The sequence below is a fragment of the Longimicrobium sp. genome (assembly GCF_036399255.1).
Lineage (GTDB): Bacteria > Gemmatimonadota > Gemmatimonadetes > Longimicrobiales > Longimicrobiaceae > Longimicrobium.
In genome coordinates, this window is record NZ_DASWNM010000161.1 from 57,135 (window position 1) to 73,317 (window position 16,183).

Here is a 16,183-nt window from a genome sequence, read left to right on the forward strand (position 1 = left end):
CTGGAGATACGCACGAACGGAATACAAGCTATTTAATCACAAATCTTTAGCTTGACGACCACGCTCGGCGCCATCAGAATTGCCCCCTCACCTGATGCTGCCGGAGCCATGATGATACGCCTGTATCTGGACACCTGCTGCTATAGCCGACCGTCAGATGACCAGATTCAGCTTCGAGTAAGGCTGGAATCCGAAGCCATTCTTGGTATCGTGGAACACGCCGCGCGCGGAGAATGGACGATCATCGGCAGTGAGGCGGTGCAGGCGGAACTCGCCGCGATCCGCGATCCCAAGCGTCGACTCGAAGCAGAGGCACTGGCGGGTTTCGCCGGGGAGAGCGTCACAGCGGATGAAGATCGGCGCCGCCGAGCCAGGACGCTGGAACGAATGGGCCTCGCAGGTTATGATTCGGTTCACGTGGCGTGTGCCGAAGCCGCGGGCGCAGACGTGCTGCTAACCACCGATGACGCGCTGATCCGGCGCGCACGCCGCCTGCAGCATGCGTTGGGAGTCCGCGTCTCCAATCCGCTGACCTGGTTGAAGGAGCGGCCTGAATGACCACCACCGAAACCACGCGGTCGTTAGAGGAGATTCGCCGGGCCGGGCTGGAAGCGCTTCGTCGCGAGCTCGGACCACAGGAACTGGTTCTCTTTTTCCGGCAGTTCATCAAGCCGTCCGGCGATTACACCGCCGAGCGCGCCGCCCTCCACGCGGGCATTACGGTAGATGATGTATTTGCCGCCATCGAAAAGCTCCGCGCCGAGCGCGATCAGGCCCACGATTCCTGAATCGAAAGCGCCGCTCGCGGGACTGCGGGCGGCGCGTTCGGTGGTGCTCGTCAGTCGCTGATCACGGACGCCAAGGCTCTTCTTCCTCGCCGTCCACGGCGGCTTCTTCGGCGACCACCTGGGCGGCGTGGGACCAGAGGGCTTCCAGCAGCGGATCGAGCCCGCGCTGGGCCACGGACGAGATCACGAACTGCCCCCACGCCTCCGGCGCCTCCACCCGGGGCGCGGCCCAGTCCGGCGGCAGCAGGTCGGCCTTGGTGAACACGACGCAGTGCGGCTTGGCGGCCAGCTCTTCGGAGTAGCGGCGAAGCTCCTCGATTAGCTTGTCGTACTCGGCCTGCGGCTCCAGCGCGTCGGAGGGGATCATGAGCGCCAGCGTGCGGGTGCGCTCGATGTGGCGCAGGAACTGGTGGCCCAGCCCCTTGCCCTCGTGCGCGCCCTCGATGATCCCCGGGATGTCGGCCATCACGAAGGTGCGGCTGCCGGTCAGCTGCACCACGCCCAGGTTGGGCGTCAGCGTGGTGAACGGGTAGTCCGCCACCCGCGGCGTCGCCGCCGAGACGGCGGAAAGCAGCGTGCTCTTTCCCGCGTTGGGCTCGCCCACCAGCCCCACGTCGGCGATCAGCTTCAGCTCCAGCGCAATCCGCCGCTCCTCGCCCGGCTCGCCGCCGTCGGCGCGGCGGGGCGCCTGGTTGGTGGCCGTGGCGAAGCGCGCGTTCCCCCATCCGCCCTTGCCGCCCCGCGCCACCACCAGCTCGTCTCCGTCGCGCAGCAGCTCGCCCAGCGTTTCCTGCGTCTCTACCTCGCGCACCAGCGTGCCGGGCGGCACGCGCAGCACCAGGTCTTCGCCGCTGCGGCCGGTGGAGTTGGAGCCCGTTCCCTTGGCGCCCGCTTCGGCCTTGTAGTGCTGGCGATAGCGGTAGTCCATCAGGGTGGTGAGCTGCGCGTCGGCGCGCAGGATCACGTCCGCGCCCCGCCCGCCGTCGCCGCCGTCGGGGCCGCCTCGCGGCGTCATGGACTCGCGCCGCATGGACGACGCCCCCGCGCCGCCGTCGCCCGCCTTTACGTTGATCTCCGCGTAATCCAGGAACACCGCGTCTCCCCGTCCGTCTTCGATAGATGATGGATGTGCTTCAACCTTCTACTACTGCAACCGCGGGTTTGGGCGTGCCCCTCCGCTGCGCTCCGGGTCGGGCTGCGCGCGCCGTAGGCAACGATACAACTGTTGCCAACGGCGCCGAGCCCCCGCCGCTCAACGCCCTCGGCGCGTCGCAGCTACGCTCGTGCATGCGCGGCGGGGTCTCGGCCCTGCGGGCGCGCATCCCTCACGCGAAACGCGGGCTTCGCCCGCCTTTATCCGTTCCCCGCCGCCTTCGCGCGGATGTCGCGCCACAGCGCCCGGACCTCCTCCGCCCGCTCCGGCTCCAGGAATCCGCAGGCGATCTCCACCGCCGCATCCACCTGGTCCACCGGGGCGCCGGCGTTCAGCGAGCCGCGCAGGTGCGAGTGCAGCTGGCGCGGCACGTTCCACACCGCCAGCAGCGCCGCGATGCACAGCTCGCGCGTCGCCAGGTCCAGCCCCGGCCGGCCGATCACCCGGCCGTACCCGCCGGTGACCATCCACCCGTCCACGTCCGGGTGCAGGCTGCGCACGTTCTGCCGCAGCTTGCCGTAGTTGGCCCCGTACACCGCCGCGCACACCCGCTCGCCCCTCGCCTCCCACCCCGCCGGGTCCTCGCCGATCGCGTCCGGCGCGGGAAGGCCGCTGACCTCGCGCCACAGCCCCAGCGCGTTCAGCGCATCCGGAAAGCCGATGAAGAGGTGCGACTGCAGGATCACCTCCTCCACCGCCCCCGCGTCCGCCTCCTGGCGCGCCACCTCCATCTCCGTGCGGACCGCCGCCTCGTGCCGCGTCCCCAGCGCCGCGGACAGCCGCAGCAGCGCCGCACGCCGCGCGTCAGGCACGCTCAGCGCCTCCAACTGCGGGCATCATCCTCGGCACTCGGCACTCGACCCTGGGCACGATCCCCTCACGCATCCGCCGCGCGCAGCCGGATCGCCGGCCGCACCTGGCCCGTGACCTCGCCGCGGGTGTTGGCGACCTCCTGGAACACGTAGGGATGCAGCGCCCCGAAGTCGTCTTCCGAGATCAGGTCCAGCTCGCGCAGCACGCCGGCCACCGCGGGCGCCACCGCGCGCGGAGAGCCGTCCTCCACCTTGATGGCGATCCCCAGCTCCGCGCCGGGCACGCCCACGCAGTACACCCCCTCCGCGCCCGTCTTGGCGAACACGCGCCCCTCCGTCAGCCGCGCCAGGTCCGTGCAGATGCGCCCCTCGCCCGCCACCATCTCCGGGTGCGCGCCCATCGCCTGCACCACCGCGGAAGGACCGGGCTCCCCGCGCCGCGCCGCCGCCGCCAGCCCCGCGTACGCCAGCGCCATCTGCCGCAGGGGGAGCGCGTAGCAGACGACGCCACATCCATCCACGCCCAGGCCGATTGCCTCGGCCGGCATCTGCGCCCAGCGCGCCACCTCCGTCAGCAGGCGGGCCTGCACCGGGTGCTCCACGCGCTGATAGCCTTCCGGGTCCCACCCGCGGGCGCGGGCCACGGCCATCATCCCCGCGTGCTTGCCGCTGCAGTTGTTGTGCAGCCGCACCGGCTCCAGCCCCTGCTCCTGAAGCTCGCGGCGCGTCGCCTCGTCGAACGGCGCGTGGGGGCCGCAGGCAAGCGATTCCGCGGTGACGCCGATCTTTTCCAGCATCGACTCCGCCGCCTTTACGTGCGCCGCCGTGCCGCTGTGCGATCCGCAGCACAGCGCCAGCTCCGCCGGCGTGATGCCGAAGCGCTCCATGGCGCCGTCGTCCACCACCGGGAGCGCCTGGATGGGCTTGGCCGCCGAGCGCCAGAAGGTCACCCAGTCCGGGTCGCCCGAGAACGCGCGCAGCGCCCCGTCCGCGTCCACCACCGCCACGTGCACGCGGTGCCGCGACTCCACCGCGGGCCCGCGCATCACCTCCACCACGCTTTCCAGGTCGGCCATCGTCTTCATGAGGAAAGATGGATGAACTGCTTGAACTTCAGGGTTTGGGCGTGTCCCTCCGCTGCGCTCCGGGCCGGGCTGCGCGCGCACTAGGGCACGATACAACTGTGCCCAAGTGCGCCGAGCCCCCGGCGCGCACCGGCATCCCGCCGCTCCGTCGGGTCTCCTGCATGCGCGCCGGGTTCTCGGCCCTGCGGGCGCGCATCCCTCACGCGGAACCCGGCGGCGCTTCGAACGGATTCGAACTGCGTCCGCCGGGGGCCCCTCCCCGCTCGTTCCTCGCGGAGAGGGGAGAATTCGATCACGCTCCGGACGTTGTGGTGCGCATCACCCTCCCCGCGCTGTTGGCGGGGCGCCGGCGAACGCAGTGCAGCCTGATCGAACCGCCTCCATCCCCAGCCCCACCCCAACCTCCCCCAGCGGTTTTGGGGGAGGTGGGCGAGTCATGCGAGCCCGGAGGGGGCGCCCGCCCCACGCCAAAGCAGCGGACGTACCCGAGAGGCCGGTGCGACCCTTATCCCCCCCCTCACACATTCGCGATCAGCAGCTGCAGGCCCAGGGCGGCAAAGATCACGGCGAACACCACCGACAGCGTGCGCGGGTTCATCCGCCGGTTCAGCGCCGCGCCCACTCCCACCGAAAGCACCGTGCCGGCCGCGAGCGCCGCCGCTACGCCCAGGTCCACGTACCCCACGCTCCACCCGGGCCGCACCGCCGCGTCCGGCGCCGCCAGCATGTACGCCAGCGCCCCGCCCAGGCTGGTGAGCATGATGATGGCCAGCGACGTGGCCGCCACGGACCGCAGCCGGATCCCCACCCCGTGCATCAGCAGGGGGATGGCGACCAGCCCGCCGCCCACCCCCAGCAGCGCCGAGAACACCCCCACCGCCGCGCCCGTCCCCAGCGTCACCGGCGGCGACAGCCGCGGCGGCCGGGGCGCCGCGTCGTCCTTCGCCGTTTCCCGCGGCGCGCGCAGGACGTGCACCGCGTTCCACAGCAGGAACAGTGCGAACACCAGCCGCAGCCAGCGCGGCTCCACCTGCACCGCGAAGCGCGAGGCCAGCGCCGCCGCCCCCGCCGCCGCCAGGCCGATGGGCCACACCGCGCGCCAGACCACCAGCCCCCGCCGGTGGTACGCCCACGCCCCGCGCAGCGAGGTGGGGATGATGACGAACAGGCTGGTCGCGTGCGCCGCCACCGTGGCCACGTCGGGCGCGGGGGCAATGCCGGACCAGCCCGGGCGGGCATAAAAGAAGTAGAGGAAGGGCACCATCAGCACCCCTCCTCCAACCCCCACCAGCCCCGACAGCAGGCCGGCGAGCAGACCGACGGCGAAGACCGCCAGGACCGCGCCGGCGGGCATCAGCGCCGGCCGGCCGTCCCCTGCGCCACCGCCGGGCGCTGCTGCTGCACCGCGCGGAGCAGCGCCTGCGTGTCGGGCGCCTGCTGCAGCAGCCGCACGGCCTCCTGCAGCACGCGGTCCGTGGTGTCGTCGCGGCGCACCGCCACCGACGGGCCGAACTTGCTGCGCGCGATCTGGTCGATGAGCTGCGCGTCGATGAAGCGCTGGGCGCCCTGGTACTGCTCGGGCGTCACCTCCACCCCGTTGGCGCGCAGCCGCTCGTAGAACTCGCGGCGCATCTGCGGCGTCACCGCGAAGTCGGGGCGCAGGTCCGGGTGGGCGCGCTCGAAGGCCACCGCGTAGCCGAACAGCGCGTCCTGGAACTTGGCCGCGTTGCGCGACGCCGCGCGGAAGAACTCCTTCTCCGCGTCCGACGCCGTGTCCTGGCGCACCACCAGGTCGGGCACGATGCCGCCGCCGCCGTACACGGTGCGCCCGCTGTCGGTGCGGTAGGGCACCTTGGTGGTCGTGTCCTGCGTCACCGGCGTGCCGTCGGCGCCCATCGCCGCCGGATCCTCCTCGGCCCCCGTCTCCTCGCCCTCCTTGACGTCCTTCTGGATGGAGCGGCCCACCGGCGTGTACCACTTGGCCGTGGTCATCTTGAGAAAGTTGCCGCCGGAAAGCGGGAACAGCGACTGCACCGAGCCCTTGCCGTAGGTGGTGGAGCCCAGCACCACCGCGCGGTCGTGATCCTGCAGCGCGCCGGCCACGATCTCGGCCGCGCTGGCGCTGTAGCCGTCCACCAGCACCGCCACCGTCAGCCCCTCGTACGTCTCGGGGGTGCTGGCGCGGAAGGTCTCGCTCTCGCGCGGATCGCGGGCCCGCGTCTCGACCACCGCGTCGCCGCGGGGAAGGAACAGGTCCGAGATGCTGACGCCCTGGTCCAGCAGGCCGCCCGGGTTGCCGCGCAGGTCCAGCACCAGCGAGCGGGCGCCCTGCGCGCGCAGGCTGTCGATGGAGGCCCGCAGCTCCTGCGTGCTGGTCGCGCTGAAGTTGATCAGGTTGGTGTAGCCCACCCCCGGCGCCACCATGTACGCGTACGGCACCGAGCGGACGTGGATCTCTTCACGGGTGATGGTGAACGAGATGGGCTGGTCCGCCCCCACCCGCGCCACCTTCAGCTGCACCGGCGTCCCCTTGGGCCCGCGCAGCTCCTTGACCGCGTCGTCGTCGCTCCACCCCTCGGCGCTCTTGCCGTTGATCTCCAGGAACCGGTCGCCCACCCGCATCCCCTGGCGCTCGGCCGGGGTGCCGGGAAGGATGGCCACCGCGGTGACCCAGCCGTCGCGCGACGAGATCTGGATCCCCAGGCCGCCGTACTCGCCGGTGGTCATGCGGTGCAGGTCCTGGTACTGCTCGGCCGTCATGAAGGTGGTGTGGGGGTCGCCCAGCTCGGTGAGCATCCCCTCGATGGCCTTCTGGTACAGGTCCGACTCGGAGTGCGGCTCCACGTAGCGGCCCCGCACGTACTCGATCACCTCGTCGAACAGCCGGGCGCGCTGAAACACGCTCTGCTGGCTGCCCACGTCCTGCTGCAGCAGCCAGCCCCCCGACACCACGGCGACGGCCGCCACCATGGCGGGCGCGACGACGGTACGCTTGAGCTTCATGGAACCTCCGGACGAACCTGCTGGGGAAAGGGACCCGCGCACCCGCGCCAAGGCGTCCCGCTTACTGGCTGATAAACCCCGCTCCCGCAAAAGTTTCGGGAAAACGGGAGGCGAGCGCCGCCCGCACCCGCGCCTGCACCTGGTCGCGGGGCGCATCCGCGTCCACCCGCACGATCCCGGCCACCCGCGCCGCGTGTTCCCGGTACGCCGCGGCCACCCGGCGGTGGAACGCCTCGTCCTCGCGCTCCATGCGGTCGGCGGACTTTCCCGCGGCGCGCTGCCGCCCCGCGCCCACCCCCGGGTCCACGTCCAGCAGCACCGTGGCGTCGGGCGTCACCCCGCCGGTGGCGACGGCGTTGCACTCCGCCACCTCGTCCAGCGGCAGCCCGCGCCCGGCGCCCTGGTAGGCCAGGGTCGAAAGCTCGAACCGGTCGGCGATGACGATGCGCCCCGCCTGCACCCCCGGCCGCACCACCTGCTCCACGAAGGCGGCGCGGGCGGCCAGCATCAGGAACAGCTCGCTGCGCGCGGGCACCTCCAGCGCCACCTCGTCCAGCACCGTGCGCCGCACCCGCTCGCCCAGGGGCGTGGAGCCCGGCTCGCGCGCCACCACCACCTCGTGCCCCTGCTCGCGCAGCCACGCCGCCAGCAGCGCCACCTGCGTGGTCTTCCCGGAGCCTTCGACTCCTTCGAAGGCAAGGAACAGGCCGGACTTACGCTCGCTCGGCGGCGCGTCTTCCATCGGTGCGGCGGTGTGTTGATTCAGGATTGGGATAGGCGGATGGACGGCCTTCACGGCGCTCCATCCACCTCGTCCGGAACGATCGACATCGATTGCCACGGCCACCGTGAAGCACCGAGGTCAGAGCCCCGCGTCAGGTAAAGTCCGGGGTCGGCAAACGGGTGAGGTGCGGCAGGGGGCCATGAGAATTTTTTTGAGGAGGGATGCATCCCTCCGCTCATCTCCTCCAGCCCCCGGCAACCACCACGCCTGACGTCTGGATTGCGGGTTTACCGGATTCTCATCCCGCACCCGGATCCGCCGTCCTCGCCGTGCACCCCGCCGACGCCCATACCTGATGCGCGTCTTTTGCCGGACCTGCCCACCGCGCGACAGCCGGTGCAGCGCTCCGCGCGGGGACGATACCCGGCGCGTCGGACGGTCTTCAAGATCGCGCATCAGGGGGTGCCGTCAGCGGGCGCGGCGACACTCCGGAGGCCACGGTGCCTTCTGAAAAAATTTCTCATGGCCCCCTGCCGCACCTCACCTGTGCACCGACCCGATGCCTGACCCGCCGTGGGAGCCGGCGTCCTGCCGATGCAGCCCTGCGCGGGAGATAGTGCGCGGGAGATGCGGGCGATCGATCTCGAAGCGCGGCGGACGGAGTTCGATACCGCGCTTTTTTGTCGAATCGAAAGATACGCCCGCGGCTTCAGGCGGGCGAGGCGGCGGGCTCGGGCGGGCGCGGGGGGAGGACGAAGTGGAAGATGGCGCCCTCGCCCGGGCGGCTCTGCACCCAGATGCGGCCGCCGTGCGCCTCCACCGCCAGCTTGCAGAAGGTGAGGCCGAGCCCCGACGACGCCCCGTCCGCCTGCACGCGGCCGTACTTGCGGAAGATGGCCTCGTGCTCCGCCTCGGGCACGCCGCGCCCGTTGTCGGCCACGCTCACCTTGACCCCGTCGTCCGCGCGAACGGCGGAGACGCGCACGGCCACCCCCGGCCCCCCGTGCCGCAGCGCGTTGCCGATGAGGTTGGCCAGCACGCGGCGCAGCATCCCCTCGTCCGCGCGCACGCCCACGCCGGCGGGACCTTCCACCGCCAGCCGCGCACCCTCGCGCTCGGCCCGCACGTTCCAGTCGCCGGCCACCTCGCGCAGCAGCCGCCCCACGTCCAGCTCGCGCGGCTGCAGGCGCACGGCGGACTCTTCCAGACGCGACAGGTCCAGCAGGTTGTCCACCATGCGCAGCACGTCGCCGCCGCGCTCCTGCGCGTCCCGCAGCAGGCGCACCTGCGCCGGCGCCAGCGGGCCCGCGTCGCCGTCCAGCACCATCTCCAGGCTGCCCAGGATCCCCGAGAGCGGCGACTTGAGGTCGTGCACCACCATCCGCGTCAGGTCGTCCTTGAGCTCCTCCAGCTCGCGGAGCCGGCGGTAGCTGTCCGCCAGGCGGTCCTGCGCCTCCTTGAGCCGCAGCAGCGAGCGGATGCGGGCAACGAGAACCGGGCGGCTGAACGGCTTCGTCAGGAAGTCGTCGCCGCCCGCCTCGATCCCCTTTACCCGGTCGTCCGGCCCGGAGAGCGCCGTCACGAAGACCACGGGGATCCCCGCCGTGTCCGGGTCGGCCCGGAGCCGGCGGCACACCTCGTAGCCGTCCAGCCCCGGCATCATCACGTCCAGCAGCACCAGGTCCGGCCGCCGCTCGCGGGCGATGGCCAGCGCCGCCTCGCCGCCGGCCGCGCCCACCGTGCGGTAGTCCAGCGCCTGCAGCAGGTCGCAGAGAACGTCGACGTTGGCGGGCTCGTCGTCGACCACCAGCAGCAGGGGAGCCCCGGCCGCCGGCTGGGTCACCGGCCCAGCAGCGACAGGGAAAGCGACACCCGCCAGAACGACTCCTCGATCCCGGCCGCGTCGCCGCCGCGCCAGCCGCGCTCGCCGGACAGGTCCAGCGACGCCGCCCCGCCCCCGAAGATCACGCCCAGACCGGCGGTGGCCGCCCGCTCGTCCACGAACTCGGCGCCATCCTCCCAGCGAAAGGGGAGCTGCGACAGCCGTCCGCCGGCACGCAGCGGCACCGGCCGGCCCAGGAAGCGCAGCCCCTCGAACTCCACCCCGGCCGTGACCTGCGCGGCGTCGCGCGCCTGGTCGCCCGGCCCCACCGCCAGGTCCTCGCCCACGGAGCCCCACCCCGCCCAGCGGGCCGAGACGGCCACCATCGCCTGCTGCGCGATGCGCGCGCTGGCCCCGGCGTCCACCTGCAGGGGAAGCGAGTAGTCCCGCGCCACCACCCCCGAGTCCTGCGGCTCGGCCGTCAGGTTGCCGCCGCCGCTGACCACGGCCGAGACGCTGAACGCGTCGCCGCGCCAGCGGGCGCCGGCGCTGAAGCCCAGCCCCTGCCACTCGTAGGTGGTGCCCACCACGCTGGAGCCCAGCGTCGAGCTCTGGAAGATGCGGAACACCGAGTCGCGCACGGCGCCGCTGTAGATGTCGACGGCGGCGCCCACGTCCAGCCGCGGCAGCAGGCGGTACCCCGCCCCGGCGCGCAGCCGCGCCACGCCGCCGTTGGAGCGGAAGCGGTCCACCACCGCCACCCGCGTGCCGGTGATCTCGATGCTGTCGTTGCGGGTGGCCGACCAGTTCTGGTCCAGCACCGAGGCGTACCCCAGCGTTCCCACCACCCGCTGGCCCAGGGGAAAGGCGGCCTGCACCACGGGAAAGCGCGCCGTGGTGAAGTCGTCGGCCTGGTCGCCCGCCTGGCTGGAGATCTCGTCCGCCTGGAAGGTGACGGTAAGGCCGGCGGCGGGAAGCCCCACGGCGGCCGCGGGGTTCACCAGCGACATCTGCGCGTCGGGAAGGCCCACCGTAAGCCCGCCCAGGCCGCGGGCGCGGGCGTCCACCGGCTCCAGCGGCAGCCCCAGGCCGCGCGCGGAAAGCAGCGACTGCGCCTGCGCCGGACCGGCGATCAGGGAGAGCGCCGCGGCGGCGCCCAGGATGCGAGCGATGTTCATGGCAGCGGGCGGCGCGTGGTGAGCGTGTAGACGATGCGCAGCCGCGCGTCGGGTCCAAAGAACAGCGCGCCGAAGGTGGGCGGCGACTCGATCCCCGTCAGCTCGCTGACCAGCGCGAAGGTGCGGGGCAGCGAGTCGTTGGCGGCCAGCGTGGTGGTGAGCGCCGTCACCGGCAGCACCAGCACCGTGTCGCCCCGCGCAAAGGTGGCGTCCTGGTCCAGCAGCGTCTGCCCGATGGGCGCGGCCCCGCCCAGCTCCGGCTCGTCCACCAGCCGCAGCGCCAGCGGCACCCGGTTCAGCGCCCCGAACCCGCGTGGCACGTCGACCGGCCGCAGCAGGACGGCCACCTGGTTCAGCCGCACCGCGCTCAGCGGCACGTTGGCGCAGGTCTGGCCCGCGGCGCACCCGGGCACCGTCTGCTCCAGGTTCAGCCGCAGCAGCGTCCGCGCCGAGCGAATGCCGCCCACGCCCACGATGCCCTCGGGCGCGTTGGGCTGCTCGGGCGTGTACACGGTGACGCGGTCGCCGCCGCTGCCGGCCGTAAAGGCGATGGTGGTGTCGGGGTTGGCGCTGTCGGGGCGCACCGAGCCGCGCAGCAGCACGTCCGAGAACTCCACCCGCGCCCCCGTCTCGGCCACGGTGAACACCACCCCGTTGCTGAGCGTGTCGGACAGGCGCTCCACCACGGCGGCGGTCAGGGGGATGACCAGCGAGTCGCCCGCGGCGTACGTCCCCTGCGCCAGCAGCGCGCCCCGGGTGCCGCCCGGCTCCGTCCACGGGGTGCGGACGCCGGCGGTGTCCACCGCGTGGGTCCAGGTGGCCGTCCGCGCGTGCCACGACTGCGCCGCCTCCCACACCTGCACGGTGAAGGGGCGGCCGGCGGTGGCCAGCGTGTCCACGCCCAGCACCAGCCGGGTGTTCACGAAGGTGAACAGCGTGTCGGTGCGGCTCAGGTTGTCGCGCACGTAGGTCACGTTGCGCGGAAAGCCGCGAAAACGCGCCAGCGCGTGGGCGTTCAGCTCGCCCCCGTACTGGTTGGCGACCACCAGGTACGACGCGCTGGCGGCGCTCGTGTACCCGCTGAAGCTGCCCAGCGTCTCGAAGAACGCCGACGCGGGCAGGATCACCTCGCGGGTGACGGAGATGCTCCCGGGGGGGAACTGGTCGTCGCCCGAAAGCACGGGCGTCTGGTCCGAGCACGCGGCCGCCGTCAGCGCCAGCGCGGCGAGCAGGCCAAAGAGAAAGCGGGATTGCATCCGATGGAAAGAACGGGTCATGCTCAGTTGCGCGGGGCGCCGGGGGCGCCCGCAAAATCGCGGCGGCCGGGCCGTGCCAGCCGGCCAGTGCCGCCGCGGGTAGTCTGTTACGCGGCTGGAGCCGCTTGCGTTCCGTCCGCGTACGTCCGGGGAAGCCGCGGGCCCAGCCCGGTAAGGACCTCGTACGAGATGGTGCCCACCTTCGCGGCCACCTCGTCCAGCGTGATCTCGTCCCCGCCGTCGCGGCCGATCAGCGTGGCCGCGTCCCCCGCCCGCGCCCCGGGGACCTCCGTCAGGTCCACCACGGTCATGTCCATGGAGATGCGGCCGATGATGGGGACGCGGCGCCCGTGCACCAGCGCCTGCCCCCCCGCGGGAGAGAGCGCCCGGGGGAGCCCGTCGCCGTAGCCGATGGACAGCGTGCCCCAGCGCTCCGGCCGCCGCGCGGTGTAGGTGGCGCCGTATCCGCAGGTCCACCCCGTCGGCACGTCCCTGACCAGGGCGATGCGGGCGCGGAGCGAGACCACGGCCTCCGGCTGCGCCCCCGGCCCCGCCGATCCCCCGTACAGGTAGATGCCGGGGCGAACCAGGTCGCCGCCGTAGCCGCCGCGGCGCACGGAGGCGGCGCTGTTGCTGCTGTGGACGACGCGCCGCGCCGAAGCCGCCACCGTCGCGGGGAGCGCGTCGAGCGCCGCCGCCAGCCGCCGGTGCTGCTCGTCCGTGGGCGCCAGGTCGGGCTCGTCCGCGGAATGGAAGTGCGTGAAACACCCCTCCCACTCCAAAAGGTCCGCCGCTTCCGCGGCGACGGCGGCGCCCCACCCGGCCGCTTCCGCGTACGGAAATCCGGCGCGCCCCATCCCCGTGTCGACCTCGGCGTGGAAGGCGAGCCGCGTTCCCGCCCCGCGCGCCTCGTGCGCCCAGCGGCGGACGGAATCGAGGTCCGAGAGGGCCAGGGTGAGGCCGGCGGCCGCGGCGCGGGCGAACTCCTGCGGCGGCGCGGGGGCGAACACGACGACGCGCCCGGTCCATCCCAGGGCGCGCAGCTCCTCCCCTTCGGCCACGGCCGCCACGCCGACGGCGAACAGCTCGTCGGCCGAAAGCTCCGCGCGCACCATCCGCAGCACCGCGGCCACCCCCAGCCCGTAGGCGTTGGCCTTGAGCATGGGGACCACGGCCGCGCCCGGGCCGGCGGCGTTCTTCACGCGCCGCAGGTTGCGCCGGAGCGCCGCCCCGTCCACCTCGACCCAGGCCCGCGAAACCACCGTTGACGGATCAGACACAAACCGAGTATTCTAGGCCGACCGTGAGTGAATCGCAAGCCGAAACCCGCCCCGCCGGCCATGACGGCGGCACGCTGGACCGCGCCCTGGCGCTGGTCGAGTTCCTGCGCGCCCATTGCCCCTGGGACGCCGCCCAGACCCCCGCGTCGCTGACCCGCTACCTGCTGGAAGAGGCCCACGAGGTGGCCGGCGCCATCGCCGAGGGCGACCCCGCGGCGCTGCGCGGCGAGTTGGGCGACCTGCTGCTGAACGTGGCCTTCCAGGTGGTGATCGGCGAGGAGACGGGCGCCTTCAGCCGCGAAGAAGTGGTCGCCGGGCTGGAGCAAAAGATGCGCCGCCGCCACCCCCACCTGTACGGCCTGGGCGAGCCGGAGGCGTGGGAAAGCATCAAGGCGCGCGAGCGGGCGGGCCGGCCGGCGGGGGGCATCCTGGACGAGGTGCCGTCGGGGCTGGACCCCCTGCTGCGCGCCTTTCGCATCCAGGACCGGGTGGCGAAGGTGGGCTTCGACTGGCCCGATCCCCGGGGCGCGTGGGAGAAGGTGCGCGAGGAAACGGACGAGATCGGGCGCGAGCTGGAGCACGCGGACCCGGACCGGCTGGAGGACGAGGTGGGCGACCTGCTCTTTGCCGCCGTGAACCTGGCCCGGCTGGCGAACGTGCATCCCACGGCGGCGCTGGCCCGCGCCAACGCCAAGTTCTCGCGCCGCTTCGGGGCGCTGGAGCGGCTGGCGGCGGAGCGCGGCGTGGTCTTCGGAGAGGCCGGGCTGGAGGCGCTGGACGTGCTGTGGGACGAGGTGAAGCGCAGGGAGCGCGCGGCGGATGCGCCCGGGGAGGCGCGGTGACGCGATTCCTGCATCTCCCGTCCGGACCGCGCATCACCGCGCGCACTTCCCTTTCCCCAGGCGGCGGCGGATGAGCCTCAGGCAACGAATCGTCCTGACGCTGGTGGGGATCGCCGTTCTGCTCGCCATTCCCGCCGCATACGGGCTGATGGCGCTGAGTGACGTGCACGGCATCACCCGTCGGCTGGACGAGCAGGGGGTGGGCGCCACCGATGCGCTGGGCGACCTGCGCAACAGCGTGGAGACGGCCAGCGACGCCCAGCGGCGCTACGTGGCGCTTTACCCCGTCGGGGGCGTTGGCGTTGCGGCGAACCCTGCAGACACCATCGGGCCTCGTTTGCAGGCGGACAGCGCATCCGACGGCGTGCGACGGGCCTTGGGCCAGCTGAAGCGCGAGCGGGACTACGCCGCCGCCAGCGCACCCGCAGAGCAGTTGTGGGCGGAGATCGTCGCCAGCATCGTGCGCGAACGGACGACCCTGGCTTCGGGCAACCGGGATGCGGCCGACTCGGTGCGGCGTACGGTGGAGGAGCAGTTCGGGCAGATGGAACCGCGCCTGGACCGCATCGAGCAGGCGATCAACGCCCAGACGGGGCGCGAGGTACAGCGGGCGGAGACGGTGGCGCGGAGCGCGGTGACCACCACGCTGGTGGCGCTAGCGCTGGCGCTGGCGGCCACGCTGGTGATCGGCGGCCTGCTGACGCGGACGCTGCTGCGGCCCATCGGCGAGCTGCGGCGGGGGATGGCGACGGTGGCGCAGGGGGACTTCGAGCCGGACGTCCACATCCCCCACGAACGCCCGGACGAGCTGGGCGACCTGGCGCGCTCGTTCGACACCATGACCGAGCAGCTGCGCGAGCTGGACCGGCTGAAGGCGGAGTTCGTGAGCGTGGCCAGCCACGAGATCAAGACGCCGCTGAGCGTGATCCGGGGCTACGTGACGCTGCTGGCGGACGGCATCTACGGCGACGTCAACGACCAGCAGAAGAAGACGCTGGAGGCGGTGAGCGCGCAGACGGACCGGCTTGCCCGCTTGGTGCACCGGCTGCTGGACGTGAGCCGCTTCGAGGCGGGGGGCGCGCGGCTGGAGCTGCGCGACATCGACCTGCGCGCCTTTTTCGACGACCTGACCAGCGACTTTCGCGTGCTGGCGGTGCAGAACGGCATCGACTTTCCCGTGCAGCTGGCCGACGACCTGCCGCCCACCATCGTGGGCGACGAGGACCGGCTGAGCGAGGTGCTGGGCAACCTGCTTTCCAACGCCTTCAAGTTCACGGAGCGGGGCGGCAGCATCCGGGTGGACGCGTCGCGCTACGACGGGGGCGTGCAGGTGGAGGTGGAGGACTCGGGGGTGGGGATCCCCGAGGACAAGCTGCCGCGCATCTTCGAGAAGTTCTACCAGGTGGAGAACGACGCGCAGCCGCGCTCGGTGGGGTCGGGGCTGGGGCTGGCGATCGCGCGGGAGATCGTGGAGGCGCACGGGGGCACGATCGGTGCAGAAAGCCAGGAGGGACGGGGGACGCGCTTTCGCGTGTTCCTTCCCGAGCGGCCGCCCGCACCCAGGCCGTCCTGAGCTCCGCCTTTCGCCCGCAGAATGAAGACCGCCACCGCGATTCTACTGGCCGCGCTGCTTTCCGCCTGCTCGGTTCTGGCGCCCGAGAACCTGGGCCCCGACGCCGCCCGGCGCGACGACCTGTGGCGCCAGGGGCACGCCGCCATGCAGCGCGATTCGTTTCGCGTGGCCATGGCGGCGTTTCAGCGCCTGGCGGCGGAGCACCCGCGGGTGCAGGAGGGGCGCGAGGCGCGATTCTACCTGGGAACGCTGTACCTGGAGCCCACCAACCCGGCGTACGACGCGGGGCTGGCGACGCAGAACCTGGAGATGTACCTGGCCTCCGACACGGCGCGCGGGCGGGTGACGCGGCGTCCCGAGGCGGAGACGCTGCTGGGGCTCTCGCGGCAGCTGGCGCTTCCGTGCGAGCAGCGCGCGGGCCCGCTGCGCTGCGACCCGGTGGTGGTGGCGCGCAGCGACACCACGGTGGTGGTGCGCCCCGGCGGCGGTGGAGACCAGAGCGCGGAGGTGGCGCGCCTGCGCCGGGAGGTCGCCGCGCGCGACGAGACCATCCGCGAGCTTCGCGAAGAGCTGCAGCGCATCCGCAACACCCTGGCGCCGCGGCCGGAGTAGAGACATCGGCGGACGCCCGCGGGTACACCCCACGCGTCCGGGAAACCACGGAGAC

The 16,183-nt window shown here is 72.6% G+C and carries 15 protein-coding genes; 5 read left to right on the top strand and 10 right to left on the bottom strand.

Features of this window, described 5'->3' with window-relative positions:
* The first annotated feature begins 108 nt into the window (after positions 1-108).
* Positions 109-558, top strand: a complete 450-nt coding sequence (locus tag VGC13_RS30380) for a PIN domain-containing protein (protein ID WP_331129101.1) — start codon at positions 109-111, stop codon at positions 556-558.
* The gene (locus VGC13_RS30385) at positions 555-788 is read left to right on the top strand and encodes a hypothetical protein (protein ID WP_331129102.1); all 234 of its coding nucleotides are present in this window, start codon (positions 555-557) and stop codon (positions 786-788) included. The genes VGC13_RS30380 and VGC13_RS30385 overlap by 4 nt, the downstream gene beginning before the upstream one ends.
* 61 nt (positions 789-849) lie before the next feature.
* Here the strand turns inward: VGC13_RS30385 and obgE are convergent, their stop codons facing one another.
* The 10 genes from obgE to alr form a co-directional block, all read right to left on the bottom strand.
* Entirely contained in the window at positions 850-1,881 is a 1,032-nt protein-coding gene (gene obgE / locus VGC13_RS30390) for a GTPase ObgE (RefSeq protein ID WP_331129103.1), read from the bottom strand.
* Between the two features lie 260 nt (positions 1,882-2,141).
* Positions 2,142-2,753, bottom strand: coding sequence for a carboxymuconolactone decarboxylase family protein (locus tag VGC13_RS30395; protein ID WP_331129104.1), 612 nt, complete (start codon positions 2,751-2,753; stop codon positions 2,142-2,144).
* A 65-nt stretch (positions 2,754-2,818) separates the two neighbouring features.
* On the bottom strand, positions 2,819-3,838 hold the full coding sequence (locus tag VGC13_RS30400) for an asparaginase (protein ID WP_331129105.1): 1,020 nt from the start codon (positions 3,836-3,838) through the stop codon (positions 2,819-2,821).
* Between the two features lie 517 nt (positions 3,839-4,355).
* Complete coding sequence (locus VGC13_RS30405) at positions 4,356-5,192, bottom strand: sulfite exporter TauE/SafE family protein (RefSeq protein ID WP_331129106.1); 837 nt, start codon at positions 5,190-5,192, stop codon at positions 4,356-4,358.
* On the bottom strand, positions 5,192-6,841 hold the full coding sequence (locus VGC13_RS30410; RefSeq protein ID WP_331129107.1) for a S41 family peptidase: 1,650 nt from the start codon (positions 6,839-6,841) through the stop codon (positions 5,192-5,194). Before VGC13_RS30410 ends, VGC13_RS30405 begins: the two co-directional genes overlap by 1 nt.
* A gap of 61 nt (positions 6,842-6,902) precedes the next feature.
* Positions 6,903-7,583, bottom strand: a complete 681-nt coding sequence (gene tmk / locus VGC13_RS30415; RefSeq protein ID WP_331129108.1) for a dTMP kinase — start codon at positions 7,581-7,583, stop codon at positions 6,903-6,905.
* Between the two features lie 691 nt (positions 7,584-8,274).
* Entirely contained in the window at positions 8,275-9,408 is a 1,134-nt protein-coding gene (locus VGC13_RS30420) for a hybrid sensor histidine kinase/response regulator (RefSeq protein WP_331129109.1), read from the bottom strand.
* Complete coding sequence (locus VGC13_RS30425) at positions 9,405-10,565, bottom strand: hypothetical protein (RefSeq protein ID WP_331129110.1); 1,161 nt, start codon at positions 10,563-10,565, stop codon at positions 9,405-9,407. Before VGC13_RS30425 ends, VGC13_RS30420 begins: the two co-directional genes overlap by 4 nt.
* Positions 10,562-11,821, bottom strand: a complete 1,260-nt coding sequence (locus VGC13_RS30430) for a hypothetical protein (RefSeq protein ID WP_331129111.1) — start codon at positions 11,819-11,821, stop codon at positions 10,562-10,564. Before VGC13_RS30430 ends, VGC13_RS30425 begins: the two co-directional genes overlap by 4 nt.
* Before the next feature lie 107 nt (positions 11,822-11,928).
* The gene (gene alr / locus VGC13_RS30435; protein ID WP_331129112.1) at positions 11,929-13,101 is read right to left on the bottom strand and encodes an alanine racemase; all 1,173 of its coding nucleotides are present in this window, start codon (positions 13,099-13,101) and stop codon (positions 11,929-11,931) included.
* Positions 13,102-13,124: 23 nt separating this feature from the next.
* On the opposite strand from alr, the gene mazG reads away from it, so the two are divergent.
* The 3 genes from mazG to VGC13_RS30450 all read left to right on the top strand — a co-directional run bounded on the left by mazG (position 13,125) and on the right by VGC13_RS30450 (position 16,128).
* Positions 13,125-13,943: a nucleoside triphosphate pyrophosphohydrolase gene (gene mazG, locus VGC13_RS30440; RefSeq protein WP_331129113.1), complete on the top strand. Its 819-nt coding sequence runs from the start codon at positions 13,125-13,127 to the stop codon at positions 13,941-13,943.
* Positions 13,944-14,013: 70 nt separating this feature from the next.
* A complete protein-coding gene (locus tag VGC13_RS30445; protein WP_331129114.1) occupies positions 14,014-15,516 on the top strand; it encodes a HAMP domain-containing sensor histidine kinase in 1,503 nt (500 codons plus the stop codon).
* Between the two features lie 21 nt (positions 15,517-15,537).
* On the top strand, positions 15,538-16,128 hold the full coding sequence (locus VGC13_RS30450; RefSeq protein WP_331129115.1) for a hypothetical protein: 591 nt from the start codon (positions 15,538-15,540) through the stop codon (positions 16,126-16,128).
* The last annotated feature ends 55 nt before the right edge of the window (positions 16,129-16,183 follow it).

What these genes read in the sequence shown, in the direction of transcription:
- VGC13_RS30400 (WP_331129105.1), bottom strand. Translation starts at nt 3,838, where the DNA reads ATGAAGACGATGGCCGACCTGGAAAGCGTGGTGGAGGTGATGCGCGGG.
- VGC13_RS30450 (WP_331129115.1), top strand. Translation starts at nt 15,538, where the DNA reads ATGAAGACCGCCACCGCGATTCTACTGGCCGCGCTGCTTTCCGCCTGC.
- VGC13_RS30430 (WP_331129111.1), bottom strand. Translation starts at nt 11,821, where the DNA reads ATGCAATCCCGCTTTCTCTTTGGCCTGCTCGCCGCGCTGGCGCTGACG.
- VGC13_RS30410 (WP_331129107.1), bottom strand. Translation starts at nt 6,841, where the DNA reads ATGAAGCTCAAGCGTACCGTCGTCGCGCCCGCCATGGTGGCGGCCGTC.
- VGC13_RS30425 (WP_331129110.1), bottom strand. Translation starts at nt 10,565, where the DNA reads ATGAACATCGCTCGCATCCTGGGCGCCGCCGCGGCGCTCTCCCTGATC.
- VGC13_RS30405 (WP_331129106.1), bottom strand. Translation starts at nt 5,192, where the DNA reads ATGCCCGCCGGCGCGGTCCTGGCGGTCTTCGCCGTCGGTCTGCTCGCC.
- VGC13_RS30445 (WP_331129114.1), top strand. Translation starts at nt 14,014, where the DNA reads ATGAGCCTCAGGCAACGAATCGTCCTGACGCTGGTGGGGATCGCCGTT.
- tmk (WP_331129108.1), bottom strand. Translation starts at nt 7,583, where the DNA reads ATGGAAGACGCGCCGCCGAGCGAGCGTAAGTCCGGCCTGTTCCTTGCC.
- VGC13_RS30385 (WP_331129102.1), top strand. Translation starts at nt 555, where the DNA reads ATGACCACCACCGAAACCACGCGGTCGTTAGAGGAGATTCGCCGGGCC.
- VGC13_RS30380 (WP_331129101.1), top strand. Translation starts at nt 109, where the DNA reads ATGATGATACGCCTGTATCTGGACACCTGCTGCTATAGCCGACCGTCA.